Here is a 19,285-nt window from a genome sequence, read left to right as displayed (position 1 = left end):
CAGCGGATCTAGCCCTCCCCTTCGCGGGGAGGGCTTTGTCGTGCATTAGGGGGTAAAACCCGCTATAGTTAATACGATTTCTAAAATTTTCTTAGTCTAAGGGTCCTTACGTGTCTAAACGAGTACTTCCTGCAGCTGCACTTGTGGCGGCTCTTGCTGTTTCGTCGGTTTCTGGGATTTCGCAGGTTGTTGCGCAGGAGGCGGCTCCACAACAGGAGAGCGCCACCGAAGATGTGGACGCCTTGGTAAAGCGCGTTGGCGAAGTTGCGCGCAAGGTTTCTGCCAAGAATGAAGAAGTAAAAGAGCTCGAGGTCAAGCTCGAGGAAAAGCATGCTGAGGTTGCTGAATCTGAGCAGGCCGCCGCTGAGGCACAAACGCGTGCGGACGAGGCGAAAGGCGATGTTTCCACCCAGCAGGACCGTGTCAATGGCATCGCACAGTCGCGCTACCGTGGTGATTCCCGTTCGGCAGTGTCTGGGGCCTTGGCAGCAGAAGATCCCTCCGATGCCGTAGAGCGCATGGGCTACCTCGGCGCGCTTTCCCGCAAGGCCCAGCGCACTCTTGATGCAAAGGCTAATGCCGCTTCCATGGCGGAAGAGGAAAAGCATAAGGCTGCCGACGCCGCTGCCAAGGTGCGCGAGGAAAAGAAGGCGCTGGAAGAGCAACGCGAGGAGCTCCTCAAGGAGAAAGAGGAGCTGGAAAAGCAGCAAAAGGACATCGAGAAGCAGGTCGACGCCCTCGATGAACAGCAACGCGAGGCTTGGGAAGGCCAGTTCGGCGGATCTGATAAGCCGGATATGGATCTGGGCGAGGTCGCAGACGGCGCTGCTTCCGCAGCGTTGTCGAAGCTGGGCGCCCCATATGGCTGGGGTGCGGCTGGCCCCGATCAGTTTGACTGCTCCGGCCTGATGTTCTGGGCGTATCAGCAGATTGGCAAGTCCATTCCGCGTACGTCGCAGGCTCAGATTGCAGGTGGCACATCGGTACCGTTGGAAGACCTACAGCCGGGCGATATCGTGGGCTATTATCCTGGGGTAACGCACGTGGGCATGTACATCGGTAATGGTCAGGTGGTCCATGCCTCTACCTATGGCGTGCCTGTTCAGGTAGTACCGCTGAAGTCCATGCCGATTACCGGAACGGCTCGGTACTAAGTGGCCCGCGTTCTGCTGGTAACCAATGACTTCCCGCCAAAGATTGGCGGGATTCAGTCTTACCTGCGAGATTTCGTAGCGACCTTAGATCCGCGCGATGTCGTGGTCTTCGCCTCAACTCAGGAATCGCCGGCAGAATTCGATGCCGGGGTGAACTACAAGGTCATCCGCTGGCCTCGCCGCGTGATGTTGCCGACGCCCGCCACGGTGCGTCGGATGCAGGAGATCATCCGCGCAGAAAATATTGACATCGTCTGGTTTGGTGCAGCCGCGCCCCTTGCTTTGATGGGCAAGGCCGCAAAAGAGGCGGGCGCCACCCGTGTGGTAGCTACGACGCACGGACACGAAGTGGGGTGGTCGATGGTGCCCGTGGCTCGGCAGTGCCTGCGCCGCATTGGTGACCATGCTGACGTGATTACCTATATCTCCGACTACACCCTGCGTCGGTTGCGTCGACCATTTGGACCGAATCCGCGCTGGGAGCACCTGCCCTCCGGAGTGAGCGTGGAAGGCCTTTCTCCAGCCACGCCGGAGCAACGCGCAGCGGCAAAAGCTGAGTTTGGAGTCGACGGCCCGACCATCGTCTGCATTTCGCGGTTCGTTCCACGCAAGGGGCAGGATCAGCTGCTACGTGCTATGCCTCTAGTGCGTGAAGAATTTCCGGATGCGCAGCTCTTGCTCATCGGGCGCGGACGCTACCGCGCGGCTTTAGAACAGTTGGCGGAAATTTACTGTCCAGACGCAGTGATTCAGGAAGCGGAAAGCATTGAGACTGCATTGCATGCAGCAGACGTATTTGCCATGCCGGCCCGCACCCGTGGCGGTGGGCTAGACGTCGAGGGCTTGGGAATCGTGTATTTGGAGGCCCAAGCGTGCGGCCTGCCGGTTGTCGCTGGAGACTCCGGTGGTGCACCGGAGACGGTAACGGGGGAGACGGGGGTCGTCGTCAAGGGCGGAGCTGTGCCGGAACTAGCTGGAGCGTTGAAAGCTCTCTTGGCCGACCCGCAACGTAGGCTTCGCATGGGGCAGGCGGGGCGTCGCCATGTGGAAGAGAATTGGACGTGGCGGATAATGGGGCAGCGTTTGCGGCAGCTGATGTCTTGATGTGACCCTAACCCGGTTGTCGGTATATTCTGTTATGCATGCTTAAGAACAACTCCGCCGATCTGACTATCGGCTTCGACGTCGGTGGCACCAACGTGCGCGGTGGAGTGATCACTCGGGAGGGTGAGATTCTCGCGAGCCGCACGGTTCCTACTTCTATGGACGCCGAGCAGCTGGAAGCGGACATTGTGGGCATCGTTAATGAGCTGCGCGCTGACTATGAGGTGGACGCCGTTGGCCTCGCCTTGGCGGGATTTTTGGATCCTACATGTGAGGTAGTGCGCTTCGCCCCGCACCTTCCCTGGCGGCACGCTAATGTCCGGGAATCGCTCTCGCAGAAGCTCGGGATGCACGTGCGTTTGGAGCATGATGCTAATTCCGCCGCGTGGGGTGAGTGGTGCTTTGGTGCTGGCCGGGGGGCGGAGGATTGGGTTTTCTTTGCGGTAGGAACTGGTATCGGCGCCACACTGATGACGCATGACACCATCTACCGCGGTGCGTTTGGTACCGCTCCAGAATTTGGGCATATCGTGGTAGTCCCTAATGGCCGGCAGTGCTCCTGCGGCAAGCGCGGCTGCTTGGAACGCTATGCCTCCGGCACCGCGTTGCCGGATACCTGCGCTGATCTGCGAGGAAGCTATGAGACTTCGCTGCCGGCTGATCCCACCGGTAAGGAAATTACCCAGGCGGCGCGCCGTGGAGATCCGCTTGCCGTAGCGGTAATGGAAGACTTCAGCCGGTGGCTGGGCCAGGGCCTATCCATTGTTGCTGACGTGTTGGATCCGGAGCTCATCGTGCTCGGAGGCGGCGTATCCCAAGATGCGGACCTCTATCTCGAGGGCGCTGCCCAAGCCATGGGGCAGGATATTGTCGGGGCAGGGCATCGCCCCCTCGCACGTGTTGCCACCGCAGAATTAGGGTCGGCAGCGGGTATGATTGGCGTAGCCGATTTGGCCCGCAGCGGCCGTTAAAACTAACAAAGGACGACCTGGCGATGAAAAACAAGTGGTACTGGGCTTTTAAGCACATCTTCTTCGGACCCGCCCTGCGAGTATGGAATCGCCCGTGGACCGAGGGCATCGAGAAAATCCCCGCTGAAGGCCCTGCGATTTTGGTGTCGAATCACCAGGCGGTCATGGATTCCTTCTTCTTTCCTTTGGTGTGCCCGCGCCAGATCACCTTTCCAGCTAAGTCGGAATACTTCACCACTCCTGGTCTTGTTGGCAGCCTGCAAAAGTGGTTCTTTACCTCGGTAGGCCAGGTCCCCATTGAGCGCGATAGCGAGGACGCAGGCGACGCCATCGTGGAAACCGCAGAGGGCATTTTGTCCCGCGGCGATCTCTTCGGTATCTATCCGGAAGGAACTCGTTCCCCAGATGGCCGTGTGTACAAGGGCCGTACCGGCATGGGGCGCATCGCCATGGAGACTAATCAGCCAGTATTTCCCATTGCGATGATCAATTCGCGCAAGGCCAATCCCATTGGCTCGTGGATTCCCCGTCCTTTCAAGGTTGGCGTGCGGGTAGGAGACCCCATCTGGCCACATGAGTGGGCCAAGGAGCGCGGGATGAATCCGGCCGAGCATGAGACTATCCGCGCCTTTACGGATTTTGTGATGCGCAATTTGGCCGAGCTGAGCGATAAGCCTTATGTTGATGTGTACGCCTCCGATGTGAAGGCTTCGCTCAAAGCCGGCCATGGTTACCCCGCCGGCGCCGAATACAAGGGGAGGTAATCACTATTCCCAAGGCCCGCTTAGCTTGGCCAGATACCGCTAAAGGCGTATCCATTATCGGCGTCGTGCTCTTGCACGTCACGCTGGTGGTTCCGGAAGGTGAGCTAACGTGGTTGGCTGACCTAAATGTGTGGCTGGACCCGCTCCGCCTACCCCTGTTTTTCCTCGTATCCGGCTATTTCTCTACCAAGATCTTTCGCTATTCTTTCAGCGAGCTTTTTACCCGCCGCCTATGGTTTTTCCTCGTGCCCTATACGGTGTGGATGACCGTTGAGCTGTGGACTAAGCGCATCGAGTACCACTGGGTATTTGGTGATCCCTATCTGCAGCTTACTGATCTGCTCTATAACCTGCTGCTGGGCCATACCATGGCGTGGTTCATTCACGCGCTTATCTTTTTCAATATATTTTTGTGGGCCGTACGCAAGTTGCCCGCGTGGGCAGGCATTGGCCTGAGCTTTGCACCGCTGCTGTTTATAGCGTGGCAGGATCATTATTACTTTATTGGCAAGGCAATCATGTTCTTGCCCATCTTCGTCGGTGCGGCCTATTTGCGTGGGCCTATTACGCGGTTTGCCGACGCCGCCGAAGCACCCTTCAAAGGCACCTTCCGCAAGGCCTCTATGTGGGCATATGGCGCGGCAATCATCAGCTACATCGCGGGACTTACCATTCGGCACACCTGGAATGCCGTCGAAGGCGAGGTAGCGGTGCAGTGGCCACTGCCAGGTGGGGACATTCTTGGCCGAGGCGATCTAGACCTGTTGATCCGCTTTGCGGAGCAGACGCTTGAAACCCCAGCGGGCATCGTCGGTGCTGTCCTTATTAGCCATGTTCCGGCTCTGTCCACTTTTGTAAAGTTCGTGGGCCGGCATACCCTGCCCATTTACTTGGCCCACCCAATCGGCATGACGCTGGGGTACGGCTTCTTCATGGCCCACCGCGATTATGTGGTGAGCCTTTCTGGCCAGTGGCCGATGGAAAACACCTGGTTCTGGATCGGGATGTGCTTCTTCTATTCCGCTGCGGCATCGGTAGCGCTCTGGGCCCTAGGGAAGGTCCCTATCCTTGGCTGGACGCTGGTTCCGCCGCGGATTGATAAGCGCCGGCCCGTCGTAGAGCCAATGGTAGCGAGCAAAGAACCAGCAGAGCGGTAACGATGGCGTAGTCGTTGCCCACAATGTGCTGCCACCATGCCCAGTTCAGCTCTTGGTCATTGGCATGGGGGACAAGCCAATGTCCGCGGGCCAAAAGCGCGAGCCACGTCAGCGCACCGAGCGCCCAGTGGCGCCGCGCCACTAGCAGTACGCCCGCCAATACCAGCCAGATGAAGTGATGCGACCATGACACCGGCGAGCACAGGAGCGATACTGATGCGGCCAGCAGCATGAGTACCGCCTGGTTTTCGTGGGAGAGGCGCTCCATGGCAAACCACACGATGGCGACGACGAGGACTACGGCTACAAGCCACAGCTTTTCAGCGTGTTCGGGGATTAGGCGGCTAAAGAAGCCGCGGAGCGATTGGTTGGAGCTATAGGCAAGTCCACCGATGCGGTTGGAATCGCGTAGCGTTTCGCTCCAGTACTGGATGGAGCTATGTGGATTGCAGGCGAAGGCGATGAGCCCTGCTGCCAGAAAGGAACCGAGGGCGCTGAAAAATGCGCGCCATTCGCGGCGGACGAAAAATACGGCAAGGAATACCGCAGGTGTGAGCTTGATCGCCATAGCGATACCGGTAAGCACGCCCCTGCCGCGTCCAGGGCGCAGCCAGAGAATATCGACCACTACGAGTGCGGTGAGCAGGATGTTGACCTGCCCGAAGCTGAAGGTCTCCGTAATCGGTTCAGTAAGCATTGCCGCTAGAAGCGCCCAGCCTGCCCATCCCGGGCAGCCAAGAGAGCGCAGGACCAGGGCAACGCAGACCCACAGGGCAAGAAAGGAGGCGATAGAAACCAGGATGCTTGCAGCAGTGAGGGGAATCCAGCTCAGTGGGGCAAAAAGCAGCGCCGCAAAGGGCGGATAGGTGAAGGGAAGAGAGACATCCCGATTGCTGCCAACGAAGTAGTCCTTGGAATAGAGGTTGCCGCCAAAGCCGGCCCCGCCTTCGCGGTAAACGTCCAGGTCAATGTGGTAATACGTGGAAAAATGGCCGGAGAAAAGCTCCGGAATATCAATGAGCCACCAAAGAGCCACGAGGGCAGAGAGGCACAAGGGCAAAGCAGTAAACCACAAAGATTTCTTCACGCCAGAAGTCTACAACCGTCTCTTTAAGGGGCCAATTTATCGCCGCAGACTAGGCGGCACTAGGCTTGGGAGACGTGCGCTACTTCTATGACACCGAATTTATCGAAGATGGACAAACCATTGAATTGGTCTCCATCGGCATCGTCGGTGAGAATGGCAGCGAGTACTACGCCGTGTCTACGGATTTCGATCCGTCCAAGGCCAATTCTTGGGTCAAAGACAATGTACTGGCCAAGCTGCCCAGCCCGCGGGACCCAGTATGGAAGCCTCTGGAGACCATTCGCACGGAGGTCTTCGAGTTCCTGACCCAGAGCTCAACTCCGGTAGAGCTGTGGGCTTGGGTGGGCGCTTATGATCATGTGGTTTTGGCGCAGCTGTGGGGCGATATGGCCGGACTGCCAAAGCGCATGCCACGCTATACCCGCGAGCTGAAGCAGTATTGGGAATTTGCAGGGCGTCCCAGCCTGCCGGCCGTTCCTAAGGGCAATCACGATGCGCTTGTCGACGCCCGCCATAACCTCGCCAAGTTCCGTGCCTGCGCCCAGGTACTTCCGCTGTCTAAGGGCAATAGAATTAATATCTAGAATTTAACTAACGCGCGATAGGCGCTTGATGGTTAAATAGCAGTGTGAGTTGGACAGTAGATATTCCGCAAGGCGTTCTGCCAGACCTTCCGCCATTGCCCGCCGGCATCGACGAGGTTTTCCAGGACGTCATCAAGCGTGACGCAAAGCAGCAGCCCAGCTGGGATCCTTCCCAGGCAGATAATGTGCGCAAGATTCTCGAGTCCGTGCCGCCCATCGTGGTTGCGCCCGAGATCGAGGCGCTCAAGAAGAAGCTGGCAGACGTTGCCTTGGGTAACGCCTTTTTGCTGCAGGGTGGCGATTGCGCGGAGACCTTTGAGTCCAATACTGAGCCGCATATCCGTGGCAATGTGAAAACGCTGCTGCAGATGGCCGTGGTGTTGACCTATGGCGCATCCGTTCCCGTGGTTAAGCTCGGCCGCATCGCTGGCCAGTACGCCAAGCCACGTTCTTCCGATACGGACTCCAATGGTTTGCTGAACTACCGCGGTGACATTGTCAACGCCGTGGAGCCGACCGATGAGGCTCGTCGCCACGACCCAGCCCGAATGATCCGCGCTTACGCGAACTCTTCGGCGGCAATGAACCTCGTGCGTTCTTTGACCTCTTCCGGCACTGCGGATCTCTACCGCCTGCATGAGTGGAACCGCGAGTTCGTGCGCAATTCCCGCGCTGGTGCCCGCTACCAGGACTTGGCCCGGGAGATTGAAAACGGACTGAACTTCATGAATGCCTGTGGCGTGCACGATGACACCCTGCGCTCGGCCGATATCTACTGCTCGCACGAGGCTTTGCTGAAAGATTACGAGCGCTCCATGCTGCGCTTGGGGCAGGACAATAACGGCGATACCAAGCTTTACGATCTCTCTGCGCACCAGGTATGGATTGGCGAGCGTACTCGTGGCATCGAAGATTTCCACGTGAACTTCGCGGCGATGATTGGTAACCCAGTGGGCATCAAGCTGGGGCCGGGCGTCACCCCGGAGCAGGCCGTGGAGTACGCGGAAAGGCTGGACCCGAATCGCGAGCCAGGCCGCCTGACCATGATTTCGCGCATGGGACACGATAAGGTGCGCACGGTTCTGCCTGCCATTGTCAAGGCGGTGGAAGACTCCGGCCACAAGGTGGTATGGCAGTCCGATCCGATGCACGGCAATACCTTCACCGCTTCTAATGGCTATAAGACTCGCCACTTTGACAAGATCGTGGATGAGGTCCAAGGCTTCTTCGAGGTTCACCGCGAACTGGGTACCCACCCGGGTGGCGTACACCTTGAGTTCACCGGTGAAGACGTCACCGAGTGCTTGGGCGGCGCCGAGGACATTACCGACGTGGATCTGCCGGGCCGCTACGAGTCGGCCGTGGATCCGCGCCTTAATACTCAGCAGTCGCTCGAGCTGTCCTTCCTCATCGCGGAGATGCTACGTAACTAAATCCACAGGTTCGGCGTCATGCCGTAGAGCGAGGAGCCGAACCACCACCCGCCGATAGCCACCGCGCCCACCGCAATCGCGACCACTACTAAGTACAGCACTAGTGACAGCGGATTGCGGTTGGTCAGCGGACGCTCGGCGGGTTCTTCATGTGCGCTTTGGACCGGTTGCTCGGGGACAGGAGCAGGTACCGGCGCAGGCGCAGAGGCAGCTGCCGGCGCAAATGGTTCGAGTGGGGGCTCGGACGCGGAATACGGCTGTGCCTGGGGTTGTGACAATGGTTGCGGCTCCGGTTCAGGAGCGGCCCCGGCCTGTGGCAAATCCAGTTTCGTCTCAAAGCTAAGGCGCTGCGGCGGGATGACTTCAGTCGGGCCGCCGTCGAGATGCTCCGTTTCGCCCTGAGGAATGCTGCGGGTGGGTTCGAAAATTTCCGTGGCCCCAGTGCCAGAAAAATCCGTGGGTGCTTGTGCCGTGCGCGCCGCGGCAGCGTTCCTTGGCACGGGGATGGTCACGTCCGGAAGATCGAGCTCCCGGCAGACATCATCGAGCGCCTCGAGGAATTCTCCGGCGTCGGCGAAGCGCTCGCGGGGATCGCGGGCGGTGGCGGTGGCCACGAGGGCGTCGACAAGCTTGGGCACCCCAGAAATCCGCGAGGACGGCGCGGGGACGTCAGAATCCAAGCGGGCCGTGGCATGCGCTAGGGGAGTATCCCCCGAGAATGGAACGGTGCCGGTAAGCAGCTCGAAGAGGACGATGCCGGCTGAATAGACATCCGAGGCCGGCGTAATTTCTTCGCCCGTGACCTGCTCCGGCGCGAGATAGGACACGGTGCCCACGATCATGTCCGAGGTAGCCTCGGCATTGGTGGCACGCACCAGCCCAAAATCGCCCACCTTTACCCGGTGGTGCGAGGTAATAAGCACATTATCGGGCTTAATATCGCGGTGGATAAGGCCAGTGGAGTGCACTTCCTCCAAGCCGCGCAAAACATTGCGAAGGGTAGAGGTGGCCGCCTGCACCGGAAAGGGGCCGCCCTCGGCCAGTAGCTCGCGTAGCGTACCGCCGTCGATGAGCTCCATGATGAGATAAATGGGCTCGCCTTCGGCGGAAAAATCGTGAATAGCCACGAGATTGGGATGCTGCAAGCGGGCCATGGCGCGAGCCTCGCGAGAAAAACGCTTGATAAAGACCGGGTCATCGGAATAGCGCTCGTCCATGACCTTGGCCGCGACCGCTCGCCCCAGCCGCATGTCCACGCAGCGATAGACGGTAGACATGCCACCGCGGGCAATGGGGCGATCGATCCGGTAACGATTCTCCAGAACGTCACCAATTTCCAACCTAGTCATGCTTCCCAGTATGGCCGATCATCTAGCCCGCGTTAAAGTAGAAAACGTGACTAACCAAGAAAAATCCCTCGATTCCTTGCTCGCTAACGAAGAACTACTCAGCATGCAGCAGGTGGCAGAAAAGCTAGACCTACCCATCACGCGCGCTTATGACCTGCTCCAGGACCGAAAGTTCATTGCCTGGGATTCCCCAGAAGGAAAGCGCGTACCTCTGGCCTTCTTCAACGACAAGGGTGTGATTGCCAAGCATGTAACTGCCGCAATTACCGTGTTGACAGACGGCGGCTATAAGGACGACGAAATCTTCAAGCATCTCTTTACCGAGGATGACTCGCTGCCGGGCCGCCCGATCGATGCCCTGCACGGTCACCTTGCCCGCGAGGTTATTCGCCGCGCGCAGGCTGCCGCTTTTTAGGCACGCCTTCAAAGATCCACTGGGTGGCAAACCACGCCACCACAATCATGCCGATCACCCAGAACCAGTTGTAGAGCTGGTGATTGCCATCGCCGGAGAAAGAGACGCCAATAAACAGGGCCACGCCGGTGGTGAATTTGATGAGCCAGAGCGGCGGCCGGAAGGTGCCCATCAGGGTAAAGATAGAGGCGTAGTACCACGGTAGGGTCACGGCGTTGAAAACAAAGGCAACTTGGTACGCGGCCGCGGTGCCCATAATGGCGTCACGGTTGTCCTTGCGGCAAAGCCACCACACCGCCACCAGCCCAATGAGCATGCAGGCCATGGCGATGCTGCGCAGGACGGCCAGGATGGCGTTATAGGACGCATCCGGCATAAATATTTGTACCGCTGGGAAGATAATATCGGTGGCCAAGGTGGGGCCGGCTAGCGGGTTAATCACCTTGGAATTGCCGCTTACCTGCGATAGCCAGCCCCATGACGTGCCGGAAACCCACGTGATGAGGGCTACTGCGGCGATGATTTCTGCCACTGCGGCGATGCCAGATAGCACAAAGACAGCAAGTTGTCGCCACTTACTGGAGCCCTTGGGAGCGTAGTGGTGGAGCATCATCCATACGATAAACGGTGCCGCAATAACCGCAGTTGCCTTCATAGCCACGGCCGTGCCCACGAGGATGAGGGCGGCGTGGAAGCGCTTATGCAATGCCGCTAGCAGGCCGATAGACACGAGCCCCACCATGAGTGACTCATTATGCATGCCGCCGATAAGGTGCACGATAATAACTGGATTAGCTACACCAAGCCACAGTGCTACCGCAGGATCCGCGCCGAGTTTGCGGGCGATGCGGGGGATTGACCAGGCGATGGCAATAAACCCGAGCAGAGAAAGAACCTTATAGATCACCACGCCTGCAGTGACGTTATCTCCTACCAGGCTGGTGACCAGTTCTCCTATCCACAGGTGAAGGGGACCATAAGGTGTGGTGGTATTGCGCCAATCTTGTGATACCTCAAGGAGGAAGGGTCCGGGGTTAACGGCGGCACCTTCGGTATACGGGTCGAAGCCATCGCGAACCATAGCACCTTGCATGAGGTAGGAATACACATCGCGTGAGGCCAATGGCCCGGCTAATAAAAGGGGAGCTACCCAGGCGATGAGGATGCGCTGGATGTCGCGCAAGCCGCCCTCGGGGAGAGGATTTTTGAGCTGTGGGCGAATGATGGTGCGCCCAGCAAGCACCCACGCTGCGGCTAAGAGGAAAATACCCACCCAGTACAGCGCGAGGCCGAGATTGCGCCCATGCCCATAGGACAAGAAGCCGATATTTAAGGCTTCGAGGAGTCCTCCACGGTTGCGGGTGGCGCCGCCAGAGAAGGACGCGAGCAGCAAAATGCAGGAGGCAGATAGCCCTAGCGGCAGCGCACGCGGAATAGGAAAAGAGTACGTCTTTGCCACGGCACAACCTACTTGCGGCGAGCAGTAGCCTTGATGGCCAACTGCTCTAGGGTTTCGGTGACTGTGGGCTCCACCTTCGCGGCGTGCAGGTGCTGCAGGCCTGATTGCGTTAGGGAATCGATGCGGCGCTCAATCTCTTCTGGTGCGCCCGAATCAGCGATGATCTGGGCCAGGCGCGATAGCTCCTGGGGATCTGAGGTGTGGCCAATGAGCTTGCGCAGGGTAGCAGCAGCTTGTGGATCGGACTCATCCGCGCGCTGGAGCGCTAGCGCTAAAAGTTCGGTTCGCTTTCCTTCGCGCAGATCATCACCGGCAGGTTTGCCGGTCACCGCGGGATCGCCAAAAACACCCAGCTGATCGTCGCGCAACTGGTAGGCAATGCCTATATCGTGCCCATAGCCGCGGAAGGCTGCGATAAGTTCCTCGCTCGCACCGGCGATGGCGGCGCCCAAGTGCAGCGGGCGTTCAATGGTATAAGCGGCCGTCTTATAGCGGTTGACGGAATTGGCAAGCTCTACTGATTCGGACCCTGCCGCCTCCAAAGAGATGTCCAAGAGCTGTCCACCGATAACCTCAGTGCGCATGCCGCGCCACGGGCTGCGGGCACGGTGCAAAGCGGCCGCACTCAGGCCGGAATCTTGGAACATGTCTTCTGCATACACAAGCGCTAAATCACCCACCAAGATTGCCACGGAGGTGCCGAAGAACTCTGGATCCCCCAAGTATTCCGATTCGCGGTGCAGCTTTTCGACGCCCCGGTGCACCGTAGGATTGCCGCGACGGGTATTTGAAGCATCGATAATGTCATCGTGGATAAGAGCGCAGGCTTGGATAAATTCCAAAGAGGCGGCCGCGCGGAGCATAGCCGCGGGTTCTTCTTCTCCTCGACCTGCAGCAAGGTAGCCCGCCCAAGCATAGGTAGGGCGCACTCGCTTGCCGCCGTCAAGTACGAAGGATTCCAAAAAGCTCACGGCCTTGGTTACCGGGGCACCAATTTCCGCCACCTGCCCTCGGCGTTGATCAAGGAATGTGGCGAGTTCCTCGCGCACCGCACCGGGGATTTCCGCAAGCTCAGGAATATTCTGCATAGTCACACCCCACACGATACCGGCTAGGCTGCGCAAGAAATAACAGAGGTTTACAGCGGCAGGCTCGCGCCCAATATGGCAAAGGGGCGGGCATCGGCGGGGTAGAGATGATCACGGAGGACATCGAAGAAGCCGGCGGCTCTATAGAGGCGGAAGGCACCGTTATCCTCGTTCGGCACCTCGGGTGTGGACAACAGTGCGTAGCGCGCCGGAGCATTCCATAGCAATCCCTCTAAAAGTTTTCTGCCTAGGCCGTGCCCCTGGTACTGCGGCAAGACGTGGATCTCTGCCAACTCAAAGTAGTTGCGCACAATGTCCCACTGTTCTTCGGTGGGCCCGCCTTGTAGTAGGAGCCCCCGGCGAAGCTCAGCGTCCCACCAGCTATCTGGGGAACCTAAGAACCCATAGGCCACGCCGACGATGCCATTGTCATGGGTGGCAATCTGCGCGCTGAATCCGGGGCGGGTCACGTCATTTCGCCAGCTTGAAATGCGACTATGCAAGATCGCGGGGTTGTAGTGCATTGCCTCGATGTAGATTTCCACCAGTTGCGGGGCTAGCAGGGAGAATTCCGGCGGGGTTAGGCGGCGAATTTCAAAGCTCACACTTCCTATGACACCAGAAGTCTGTGGCGGAGGGGAAAGCAGGGCTCGCTATATTCTTCGAAATTCATAAAAGTGAATCGAACAAGAAGACTGAGGAAAGCGTGTGTCCAGCTATTAACATTGCTCGAATCGAACAGGTGAACTATACTCGGGGTTGAAATGTCTAGCGGCTTACTTAGGGTCAGGGGCAGTTCAACGACGTTATTTATTTAGTTAAGGGCAAAGACAATGGCACAGATTATTTCGGCAACGCGTACCCGTTCTCTTGGGCGAGAAGGTGGCAAGCGGGCACGGTTCCTCTTTCAGGCACGAGAATTATTAGACGCCGCGCGAGGTTATGCGGCTGAGGGGCGATTCGATCAAGCTTTAGAGGTGGCGTACCAATCGGCTCTACGTACTGCTGGCGCACGAGTCGCTGTATCTGTAGTGGCTCGGCGCCGCCGCCTTCCCTCCAGTGCATGGGATCGGTTAGCGCTCGTCGGTGTGGAAGACAAGCGGTGGGCTGAATCCTTTAAGGGGTATTCGCGGACTCGTGCGCGCGTGTCTTCGGGGCTGGATGAAGCGCCGAGCGAGGAATATGTTTATGGCCTCATGCAGCATGCCGCACAATTTTTGGATGAAAGTGAGGCAGGGACTACTTTCGGCTCTTTTGCTGCGTAGTCACTCCGTGGGGGCGCTCACTACCTTTTGGGGAACATACTGATTATTCTGGGCGTTAGTATAGATAGAACTATCACCGCCCGAAGCTCAATCCCTAGTTGGAGGAACAGTGTCTCTTTCCGAGCAGGAGCAGCGCACGCTCCGTGAAATTGAGGAATCGTTACTTGCTGACGATCCTAAGTTTGGCGCTTCCGTTTCTGAGCCTACGTCGTTCGGCGGATCTGGCGGTGCGGTAACCCTCCGAGGCGTAGCGCTCGTCGTCGTTGGCCTTTGCATGCTTATCGGCGGTGTTGCTCTCGCCCAGCAAAGCCTGTGGTTTATCGTGCTTTCTATCGCGGGCTTTTTGGTGATGTTTGCCGCCGGTGTGTGGATGCTGCGCGGAGATGGATCTGGGCATTCTGCCCAGGGCCATTATTCGAGCGCTCGTGCAAAGAAGTCCGCGTCCCGCAGTGGTGGAGTCAGCGGCAAGTTGGAGGAAAACTTCCGTCGCCGCTTTGAGGAGCGTTAGCGCTTTTTCATTTAGTTCGCCCCGGTTGGCCCAGTGAGGGTCAACCGGGGCATTTTTGTATCTCGCCAAAATTCCCCACTTTGCCCCACGGGTGAGGCGCTGGGTGGGCAATGGTGGGGTGGTTGCCCCATGGACTTAGCTAAAAGTCCTCGATAACACAGCATATGGGGTCGGTGGGTGGAGTGGGGCGCATTATATTGGTGTTACGGGTGGGGTGAGTGGGGCGGTTGTAGTGAGCTGTCAAGGCCTTTCGCGGGATTTCTTCCCACCGGAAAAACCATTATCTAGCTGCACGTAATTGAAAGTAATCCGAGGGACACGCCGCTTTAAGTGGGTTAGGTGGGGGAAAGTGGGGTAGAGTGGGGCGCAGCGGAGGAAAGAGGGGCTCAAGGGTCTCGATTCTGAAGTAAGAGAATCCGGAGTTTTTGAGTAAGGAAGGTGGACGCCGGGATGTTTCTCGGAACCTACACTCCGAAGCTCGATGACAAGGGACGTCTTACGCTTCCGGCAAAGTTTCGCGATGAACTCGCGGGTGGCCTCATGGTCACCAAGGGGCAGGACCACTCGCTGGCCGTGTACCCGCGGGAGGAATTTGCGGCACGTGCGCGGAAGGCTGCGGCGGTTTCTCGAACCAACCCAGAAGCACGAGCTTTCATTCGTAACTTGGCAGCAAGTGCGGACGAACAGCGGCCGGATGGGCATGGGCGCATTACGTTGTCCGCGGGGCATCGGGAATATGCCAACTTGTCCAAGGAGTGCGTTGTGGTTGGCTCTGTGGACTTTCTCGAAATTTGGGACGCAGCCGCGTGGGCTGAGTACCAGTCGCAAACTGAAGATGCTTATTCGGCAGCAGATGCCGATGACGTGCTGGCGGGCTTGCTCTAAGCCTGCACAAGAGTGCGTGTAAGGACTCTGTCCGAGGCGGATGATTCTGGTGTACTTCCCCGATATCAGAAACCTGCCTCGGACAGGGCCCTATACGCACTCGCATGCTTTCCACCACTGGAAGTCAGGGAATTTGAGAAAGGGGGTTGCGGGGAGACATGGCTACCAAAGACCTAAATTATGATGTGGCCGAAAACCACGGCCACGTGCCGGTCATGCGCGAGCGCATGGCCGATCTCCTGCGCCCCCAGGTAGAAGCGGCGGGGGATAAGGCAGTGCTTGTCGACGCCACCCTGGGCGCCGGTGGCCACACTCGCTACTTCCTGGAATCTTTCCCCGAGGCTCGAGTCATAGGCGTTGACCGCGATAAGCAGGCGCTACGCAATGCATCCGAACGTCTTGCGCCCTATGGCGATCGCTTTGTCGGCGTTAATGCACGATTCGATGAGCTGGGCAGCGCCATCGCGGAAGGCGACGGCGACATCTTTGATTCGGCCCGCACCGTAGGCATTGCCGGCGCCCTTTTTGACCTTGGTGTTTCCTCCATGCAGCTAGACCAGGCTGACCGCGGATTCGCTTATAAGGCGGATGCACCGCTGGATATGCGCATGGACCCTTCGCAGGGGATTACTGCGGCGGATGTGCTTAATACCTATTCGCACGGTGACTTGGCTCGCGTCCTCAAAACCTATGGTGATGAGCGTTTCGCGGGAAAAATTGCCTCTGCCGTGTTGAAAGAGCGCGACAAGGAGCCTTTCGAGAACTCCGCGCGGCTCGTTGAGCTGCTTTATGATGTCATTCCCGCTGCGACCCGCCGTACCGGAGGGCACCCCGCCAAGCGCACCTTCCAAGCGCTGCGGGTTGAGGTCAATCGCGAGTTGGAAGCTATCGAAAATGTCCTGCCGGTCATAACCCAGGCGCTTTCAGAAGGCGGCCGTGCCGTATTCATGAGCTACCAATCTTTGGAAGACCGCATCGTTAAAGCAGCCTTCAAAGAACTGACCACTTCCAAGACGCCGGCTGGGCTGCCGATGGATCTGCCAGGCACCGCGCCGAAGTTCAAGATCGTTACGCGCGGGGCGGAAAAGGCCTCTGAAGAGGAGGTCGCGGAAAATTCGCGAGCCGCGTCGGTGCGTGTTCGTGCCATCGAAAGACTCGAGGGAATGCCAGAATTTCTACCGCCGGGAGGCAGGCAATGAGCACCATCCCACGCCGCAACCACCTAAAGACTGACAGCCGCGACAGAGAGGCCACTCGCACCATGGGCGCCAGCCGAGACTTCACCACCGGAATCGATACCGGAGCCCCGACGGCGCTGCGCGAGCGTCCTAGCACCAAGCGTGCTCCGAGCCGCACTCGCGTGCCGCACCGCAGCACGAAGCGCCTGGGTTCGAAGCAGGTAGTGAGCTTCCGTGGCCGTCAGCTGCAGCCCCAGACGAAGAAGAACGGGCTCCTTACCCGGTTGGGCGTCATTTCCCTCACGCTGCTTATCGTCGGCGTGGCTTTGGCCATGTGGCTGTCGGGTCTGTCTACCAAGCAAACCTTTGCCATCCAGCAGCTGACCGTGCAGGATTCCCAACTGGATAACCAGATTGAGACCCTCAACCGCGATGCGGAGAATCTCAGCTCTTCTGCTGATATTGCGCGCCGCGCGGATGAAATGGGAATGGCTATTCCCAAGCAGCCGGGTATTGCGGAAGTTGGCGGCGATGGAAAGATCGTCGACAAGCGCGAAGGCACCCCGGATACCGAAAAGCTCATTGATGTCAACGGTGAACCAATCCGCCCGGGCCAGGCTTCTAGCGACCCAAAGGACACTGAGGGGATGTCGGATTCCCTCAATGCCGTGCCACAGGGACAGCAGCGCACCAGCAATGGTGGCGATGCCGGCGACCGCAACTCGGACCGCGAGACCGGCGATGCCGGTGCCTCCCAAGACAATGCGCGACCTAACCTTCCTGCCCGTGCGCCGTATGCCAGCCGCGCCGAGTAGCTAGAGAAGAATAATCGGTGAAAAAGATGATGCTCGCGCGTGGTGGCGCGGGCATTCTCACTTTTGTAGGGCACAATCAATACACGCAAGAAATTGTGGCGGAAATAGGGAAGGTGACACTGGACTGTGACTACGCCAAGTAAGGCTAGGCGCCGCCCGCGCCGCTCTGCCAGCTCCGCGGTGCCGCAAAAGAAAATGATGCGCAAACGCCTGCGCATCATCGTATCCGTGGTGCTCGTGGCGATGGTCGTCCTCGCTGGGCGCTTGGCGTGGGTGCAGCTTGTGTGGGGCCCAGACCTTTCCGCCAAGGCCGTAACGCAGCGCGAGCGCGTCTATATTGAGCCGGCCCGTAGGGGAGAGATCTTAGACCGTGATGGCCAGCGCCTCGCCTACACGATGAAGTCTCGTTCCTTGACTGTCTCGCCGACCCGACTTCGCGATGAGCTAAAGGACAAGGCCGAGATCGAGGCCCAAAACGATGGCTCGACCGAGGGCATGGATGATAAGAAGCTGGATAGCTTCCTCACCAAGAAGATGGAGGAGACCCTCAAGGACATGTCTGAGGGAATCCCGAAGTTGATTGAGGATTCCGGCGCTTCGACCTCCAAGGTGGATAAGGACGATATCTTCAATAAGCTCAAAGCCGATACCCAGTATGAGGTACTGGTGCGCAACGTCGACCCGGACGTTGCCGTAGAGATCGCCAATAAGTACCACGGAGTGGCAGCGGACCGCCAAGACATTCGCCAGTACCCCAACGGCGCCATTGGTGAAAACGTTGTGGGCAAGGTGTCGATGGACGGCCATGGCCAGTTCGGTTTCGAGGCCGCGCGCGATACGGAGCTTACTGGCATTGACGGCCAGTCCACCGAGGACGTCTCCGCAGATGGCCAGGTGATTCCAGGCACTCTGCGTGACGTCGTGGATACCGTTGATGGTCGCGACGTCACCCTCACTTTGGATCTGGACCTGCAGACCTACGTTCAGCAGAAGCTGGAAAAGGCCAAGGCCAACTCCAAGGCTTCTGGTGCGGAAGCAGTAGTTCTCGATGCTGCCACCGGCCAGGTGCTTGCCATGGCCAATACCGATACCGTGGATCCCAATAAGAATGTTGAGGATCAGCTTGATGAGGGTAAGGACTTTGAAAACCGCAGCGTTTCCCATCCTTATGAGCCGGGTTCTGTAGCCAAGGTGGTTACCGCGGCTGCTGCACTGCAGGAGGGCGTGACCACCCCGGATGAGGTGCACCAGGTCCCCGGTTCCATCGATATGGCGGGCGTGACGGTCAATGATGCCTGGGAACACGGCACCGAGCCGTATACCACCACCGGCATCTTTGGTAAGTCCTCCAACGTCGGTACCTTGATGATCGCCGATAAGTTGGGCCAAGAAAAGTACGCCGAGTACCTCAAGAAGTTTGGGTTGGGCAATACCACCGGTATTGAGCTGCCGAACGAATCGGCCGGCAGCGTCCCAGACTTGGAGCAATGGTCCGGCGGCACCTTCGCTAACCTGCCTATTGGCCAGGGCCAGTCGTGGACCACCTTGCAGATGGCCAGCGTGTACCAAGCGTTGGCCAATGGTGGCGAGCGTATCGAGCCGCGCATCATTGACTCGGTCAAGGGCCCAGACGGCAAGGACGAAAAGCTAGAGGAACCGGAAAAGAACCAGGTGGTTAGCCCGGAGACTGCCAAGACTACGGTGGACATGTTCCGTGCCGTCTTCCAAGACGATGATGCCGGCCTGCAAAACGGTACGGCCGGCAATGCGCAGCTTAAGGGCTATCAGCTTTCCGGCAAGACCGGTACGGCCCAGAAGGTGGACCCAAATACCGGGGCGTATTCGAATTCCGCCTATTGGATCACCTTTGCCGGCGTCGCACCCGCCGATGATCCGCGCTTCGTTGTTGCGGTCATGGTGGATGAGCCTAAGTCCGGCGTGGAGGGCAATGGAGGCGGCGGCCAGTCGGCGGCACCTATCTTCCGCGATATCGCCTCGTGGCTACTTAATCGTGACAATATTCCGACTTCGAAACCAGCACCGCGGCTGACCCTGCGGGCACAATAGGA

The 19,285-nt window shown here is 58.5% G+C and carries 19 protein-coding genes; 14 read left to right on the top strand and 5 right to left on the bottom strand.

The features are described 5' to 3' along the window. Window positions 1-110: 110 nt before the first annotated feature. The 5 genes from BJ985_RS04575 to BJ985_RS04555 all read left to right on the top strand — a co-directional run bounded on the left by BJ985_RS04575 (window position 111) and on the right by BJ985_RS04555 (window position 5,150). Window positions 111-1,154 carry a C40 family peptidase gene (locus tag BJ985_RS04575; protein WP_179386732.1) on the top strand — a complete coding sequence of 348 codons (1,044 nt, stop codon included), beginning with the start codon at window positions 111-113 and terminating at the stop codon, window positions 1,152-1,154. Beyond that, window positions 1,155-2,258 (top strand): glycosyltransferase family 4 protein, encoded by a 1,104-nt coding sequence (locus BJ985_RS04570; RefSeq protein WP_179386731.1) that lies wholly within the window; start codon window positions 1,155-1,157, stop codon window positions 2,256-2,258. Window positions 2,259-2,296: 38 nt separating this feature from the next. Then, window positions 2,297-3,229, top strand: coding sequence for an ROK family protein (locus tag BJ985_RS04565; RefSeq protein WP_179386730.1), 933 nt, complete (start codon window positions 2,297-2,299; stop codon window positions 3,227-3,229). 23 nt (window positions 3,230-3,252) lie between these two features. Then, complete coding sequence (locus tag BJ985_RS04560; protein ID WP_179386729.1) at window positions 3,253-3,993, top strand: lysophospholipid acyltransferase family protein; 741 nt, start codon at window positions 3,253-3,255, stop codon at window positions 3,991-3,993. Between the two features lie 65 nt (window positions 3,994-4,058). Then, on the top strand, window positions 4,059-5,150 hold the full coding sequence (locus BJ985_RS04555) for an acyltransferase family protein (protein ID WP_236587099.1): 1,092 nt from the start codon (window positions 4,059-4,061) through the stop codon (window positions 5,148-5,150). Here the strand turns inward: BJ985_RS04555 and BJ985_RS04550 are convergent. Further along, window positions 5,056-6,237, bottom strand: a complete 1,182-nt coding sequence (locus tag BJ985_RS04550; protein ID WP_179386728.1) for a glycosyltransferase 87 family protein — start codon at window positions 6,235-6,237, stop codon at window positions 5,056-5,058. The genes BJ985_RS04555 and BJ985_RS04550 overlap by 95 nt on opposite strands. A gap of 74 nt (window positions 6,238-6,311) precedes the next feature. Here BJ985_RS04550 and BJ985_RS04545 point away from each other — a divergent pair, with 74 nt between their 5' ends. Next, window positions 6,312-6,821, top strand: a complete 510-nt coding sequence (locus tag BJ985_RS04545; RefSeq protein WP_049377664.1) for a polyadenylate-specific 3'-exoribonuclease AS — start codon at window positions 6,312-6,314, stop codon at window positions 6,819-6,821. Between the two features lie 44 nt (window positions 6,822-6,865). Then, a complete protein-coding gene (locus BJ985_RS04540) occupies window positions 6,866-8,254 on the top strand; it encodes a class II 3-deoxy-7-phosphoheptulonate synthase (RefSeq protein ID WP_179386727.1) in 1,389 nt (462 codons plus the stop codon). Here BJ985_RS04540 and BJ985_RS04535 read toward each other — a convergent pair. After that, a complete protein-coding gene (locus BJ985_RS04535) occupies window positions 8,251-9,603 on the bottom strand; it encodes a protein kinase domain-containing protein (RefSeq protein ID WP_049377662.1) in 1,353 nt (450 codons plus the stop codon). The two genes, BJ985_RS04540 and BJ985_RS04535, sit on opposite strands and share 4 nt — an antisense overlap. Before the next feature lie 10 nt (window positions 9,604-9,613). Between BJ985_RS04535 and BJ985_RS04530 the strand changes: the two genes are divergently transcribed. Next, complete coding sequence (locus BJ985_RS04530) at window positions 9,614-10,018, top strand: Rv2175c family DNA-binding protein (protein ID WP_080970387.1); 405 nt, start codon at window positions 9,614-9,616, stop codon at window positions 10,016-10,018. Here BJ985_RS04530 and BJ985_RS04525 read toward each other — a convergent pair. From BJ985_RS04525 to BJ985_RS04515, 3 genes are read right to left on the bottom strand one after another with little or no spacing between them, the layout of a single operon-like run. Further along, entirely contained in the window at window positions 9,987-11,477 is a 1,491-nt protein-coding gene (locus BJ985_RS04525; RefSeq protein ID WP_179386726.1) for an alpha-(1->6)-mannopyranosyltransferase A, read from the bottom strand. The genes BJ985_RS04530 and BJ985_RS04525 overlap by 32 nt on opposite strands. An 8-nt stretch (window positions 11,478-11,485) precedes the next feature. Then, window positions 11,486-12,565 (bottom strand): polyprenyl synthetase family protein, encoded by a 1,080-nt coding sequence (locus BJ985_RS04520; RefSeq protein WP_179387578.1) that lies wholly within the window; start codon window positions 12,563-12,565, stop codon window positions 11,486-11,488. Between the two features lie 50 nt (window positions 12,566-12,615). Further along, window positions 12,616-13,170, bottom strand: coding sequence for a GNAT family N-acetyltransferase (locus BJ985_RS04515; protein ID WP_049377659.1), 555 nt, complete (start codon window positions 13,168-13,170; stop codon window positions 12,616-12,618). A gap of 228 nt (window positions 13,171-13,398) precedes the next feature. Here BJ985_RS04515 and BJ985_RS04510 point away from each other — a divergent pair, with 228 nt between their 5' ends. The 6 genes from BJ985_RS04510 (at window position 13,399) to BJ985_RS04485 (ending at window position 19,283) form a co-directional block, all read left to right on the top strand. Then, on the top strand, window positions 13,399-13,830 hold the full coding sequence (locus BJ985_RS04510; RefSeq protein WP_179386725.1) for an SAV_6107 family HEPN domain-containing protein: 432 nt from the start codon (window positions 13,399-13,401) through the stop codon (window positions 13,828-13,830). 109 nt (window positions 13,831-13,939) lie between these two features. Further along, entirely contained in the window at window positions 13,940-14,338 is a 399-nt protein-coding gene (locus BJ985_RS04505; protein WP_005328929.1) for a DUF3040 domain-containing protein, read from the top strand. Between the two features lie 450 nt (window positions 14,339-14,788). After that, entirely contained in the window at window positions 14,789-15,223 is a 435-nt protein-coding gene (gene mraZ / locus BJ985_RS04500; RefSeq protein ID WP_005324499.1) for a division/cell wall cluster transcriptional repressor MraZ, read from the top strand. Window positions 15,224-15,381: 158 nt separating this feature from the next. Beyond that, window positions 15,382-16,422 carry a 16S rRNA (cytosine(1402)-N(4))-methyltransferase RsmH gene (gene rsmH, locus BJ985_RS04495; protein WP_049377658.1) on the top strand — a complete coding sequence of 347 codons (1,041 nt, stop codon included), beginning with the start codon at window positions 15,382-15,384 and terminating at the stop codon, window positions 16,420-16,422. Further along, complete coding sequence (ftsL, locus tag BJ985_RS04490; protein ID WP_005324501.1) at window positions 16,419-17,216, top strand: cell division protein FtsL; 798 nt, start codon at window positions 16,419-16,421, stop codon at window positions 17,214-17,216. Before rsmH ends, ftsL begins: the two co-directional genes overlap by 4 nt. A 195-nt stretch (window positions 17,217-17,411) precedes the next feature. Then, complete coding sequence (locus tag BJ985_RS04485; protein ID WP_373366783.1) at window positions 17,412-19,283, top strand: peptidoglycan D,D-transpeptidase FtsI family protein; 1,872 nt, start codon at window positions 17,412-17,414, stop codon at window positions 19,281-19,283. Window positions 19,284-19,285 lie beyond the last annotated feature (2 nt).

This window comes from Corynebacterium tuberculostearicum (genome assembly GCF_013408445.1).
Taxonomy (GTDB): Bacteria; Actinomycetota; Actinomycetes; order Mycobacteriales; family Mycobacteriaceae; genus Corynebacterium; species Corynebacterium tuberculostearicum.
Note: the sequence above shows the minus strand (reverse complement) of the source record. Positions and strands in the feature narration are given on the sequence as shown.

Bases quoted from the DNA above. Each gene is read 5' to 3' on its own strand.
- BJ985_RS04565 (WP_179386730.1), top strand. From the start codon at position 2,297: ATGCTTAAGAACAACTCCGCCGATCTGACTATCGGCTTCGACGTCGGT.
- BJ985_RS04560 (WP_179386729.1), top strand. From the start codon at position 3,253: ATGAAAAACAAGTGGTACTGGGCTTTTAAGCACATCTTCTTCGGACCC.
- BJ985_RS04535 (WP_049377662.1), bottom strand. From the start codon at position 9,603: ATGACTAGGTTGGAAATTGGTGACGTTCTGGAGAATCGTTACCGGATC.
- BJ985_RS04530 (WP_080970387.1), top strand. From the start codon at position 9,614: ATGGCCGATCATCTAGCCCGCGTTAAAGTAGAAAACGTGACTAACCAA.
- BJ985_RS04520 (WP_179387578.1), bottom strand. From the start codon at position 12,565: ATGCAGAATATTCCTGAGCTTGCGGAAATCCCCGGTGCGGTGCGCGAG.
- BJ985_RS04510 (WP_179386725.1), top strand. From the start codon at position 13,399: ATGGCACAGATTATTTCGGCAACGCGTACCCGTTCTCTTGGGCGAGAA.
- mraZ (WP_005324499.1), top strand. From the start codon at position 14,789: ATGTTTCTCGGAACCTACACTCCGAAGCTCGATGACAAGGGACGTCTT.
- rsmH (WP_049377658.1), top strand. From the start codon at position 15,382: ATGGCTACCAAAGACCTAAATTATGATGTGGCCGAAAACCACGGCCAC.
- ftsL (WP_005324501.1), top strand. From the start codon at position 16,419: ATGAGCACCATCCCACGCCGCAACCACCTAAAGACTGACAGCCGCGAC.
- BJ985_RS04485 (WP_373366783.1), top strand. From the start codon at position 17,412: ATGATGCGCAAACGCCTGCGCATCATCGTATCCGTGGTGCTCGTGGCG.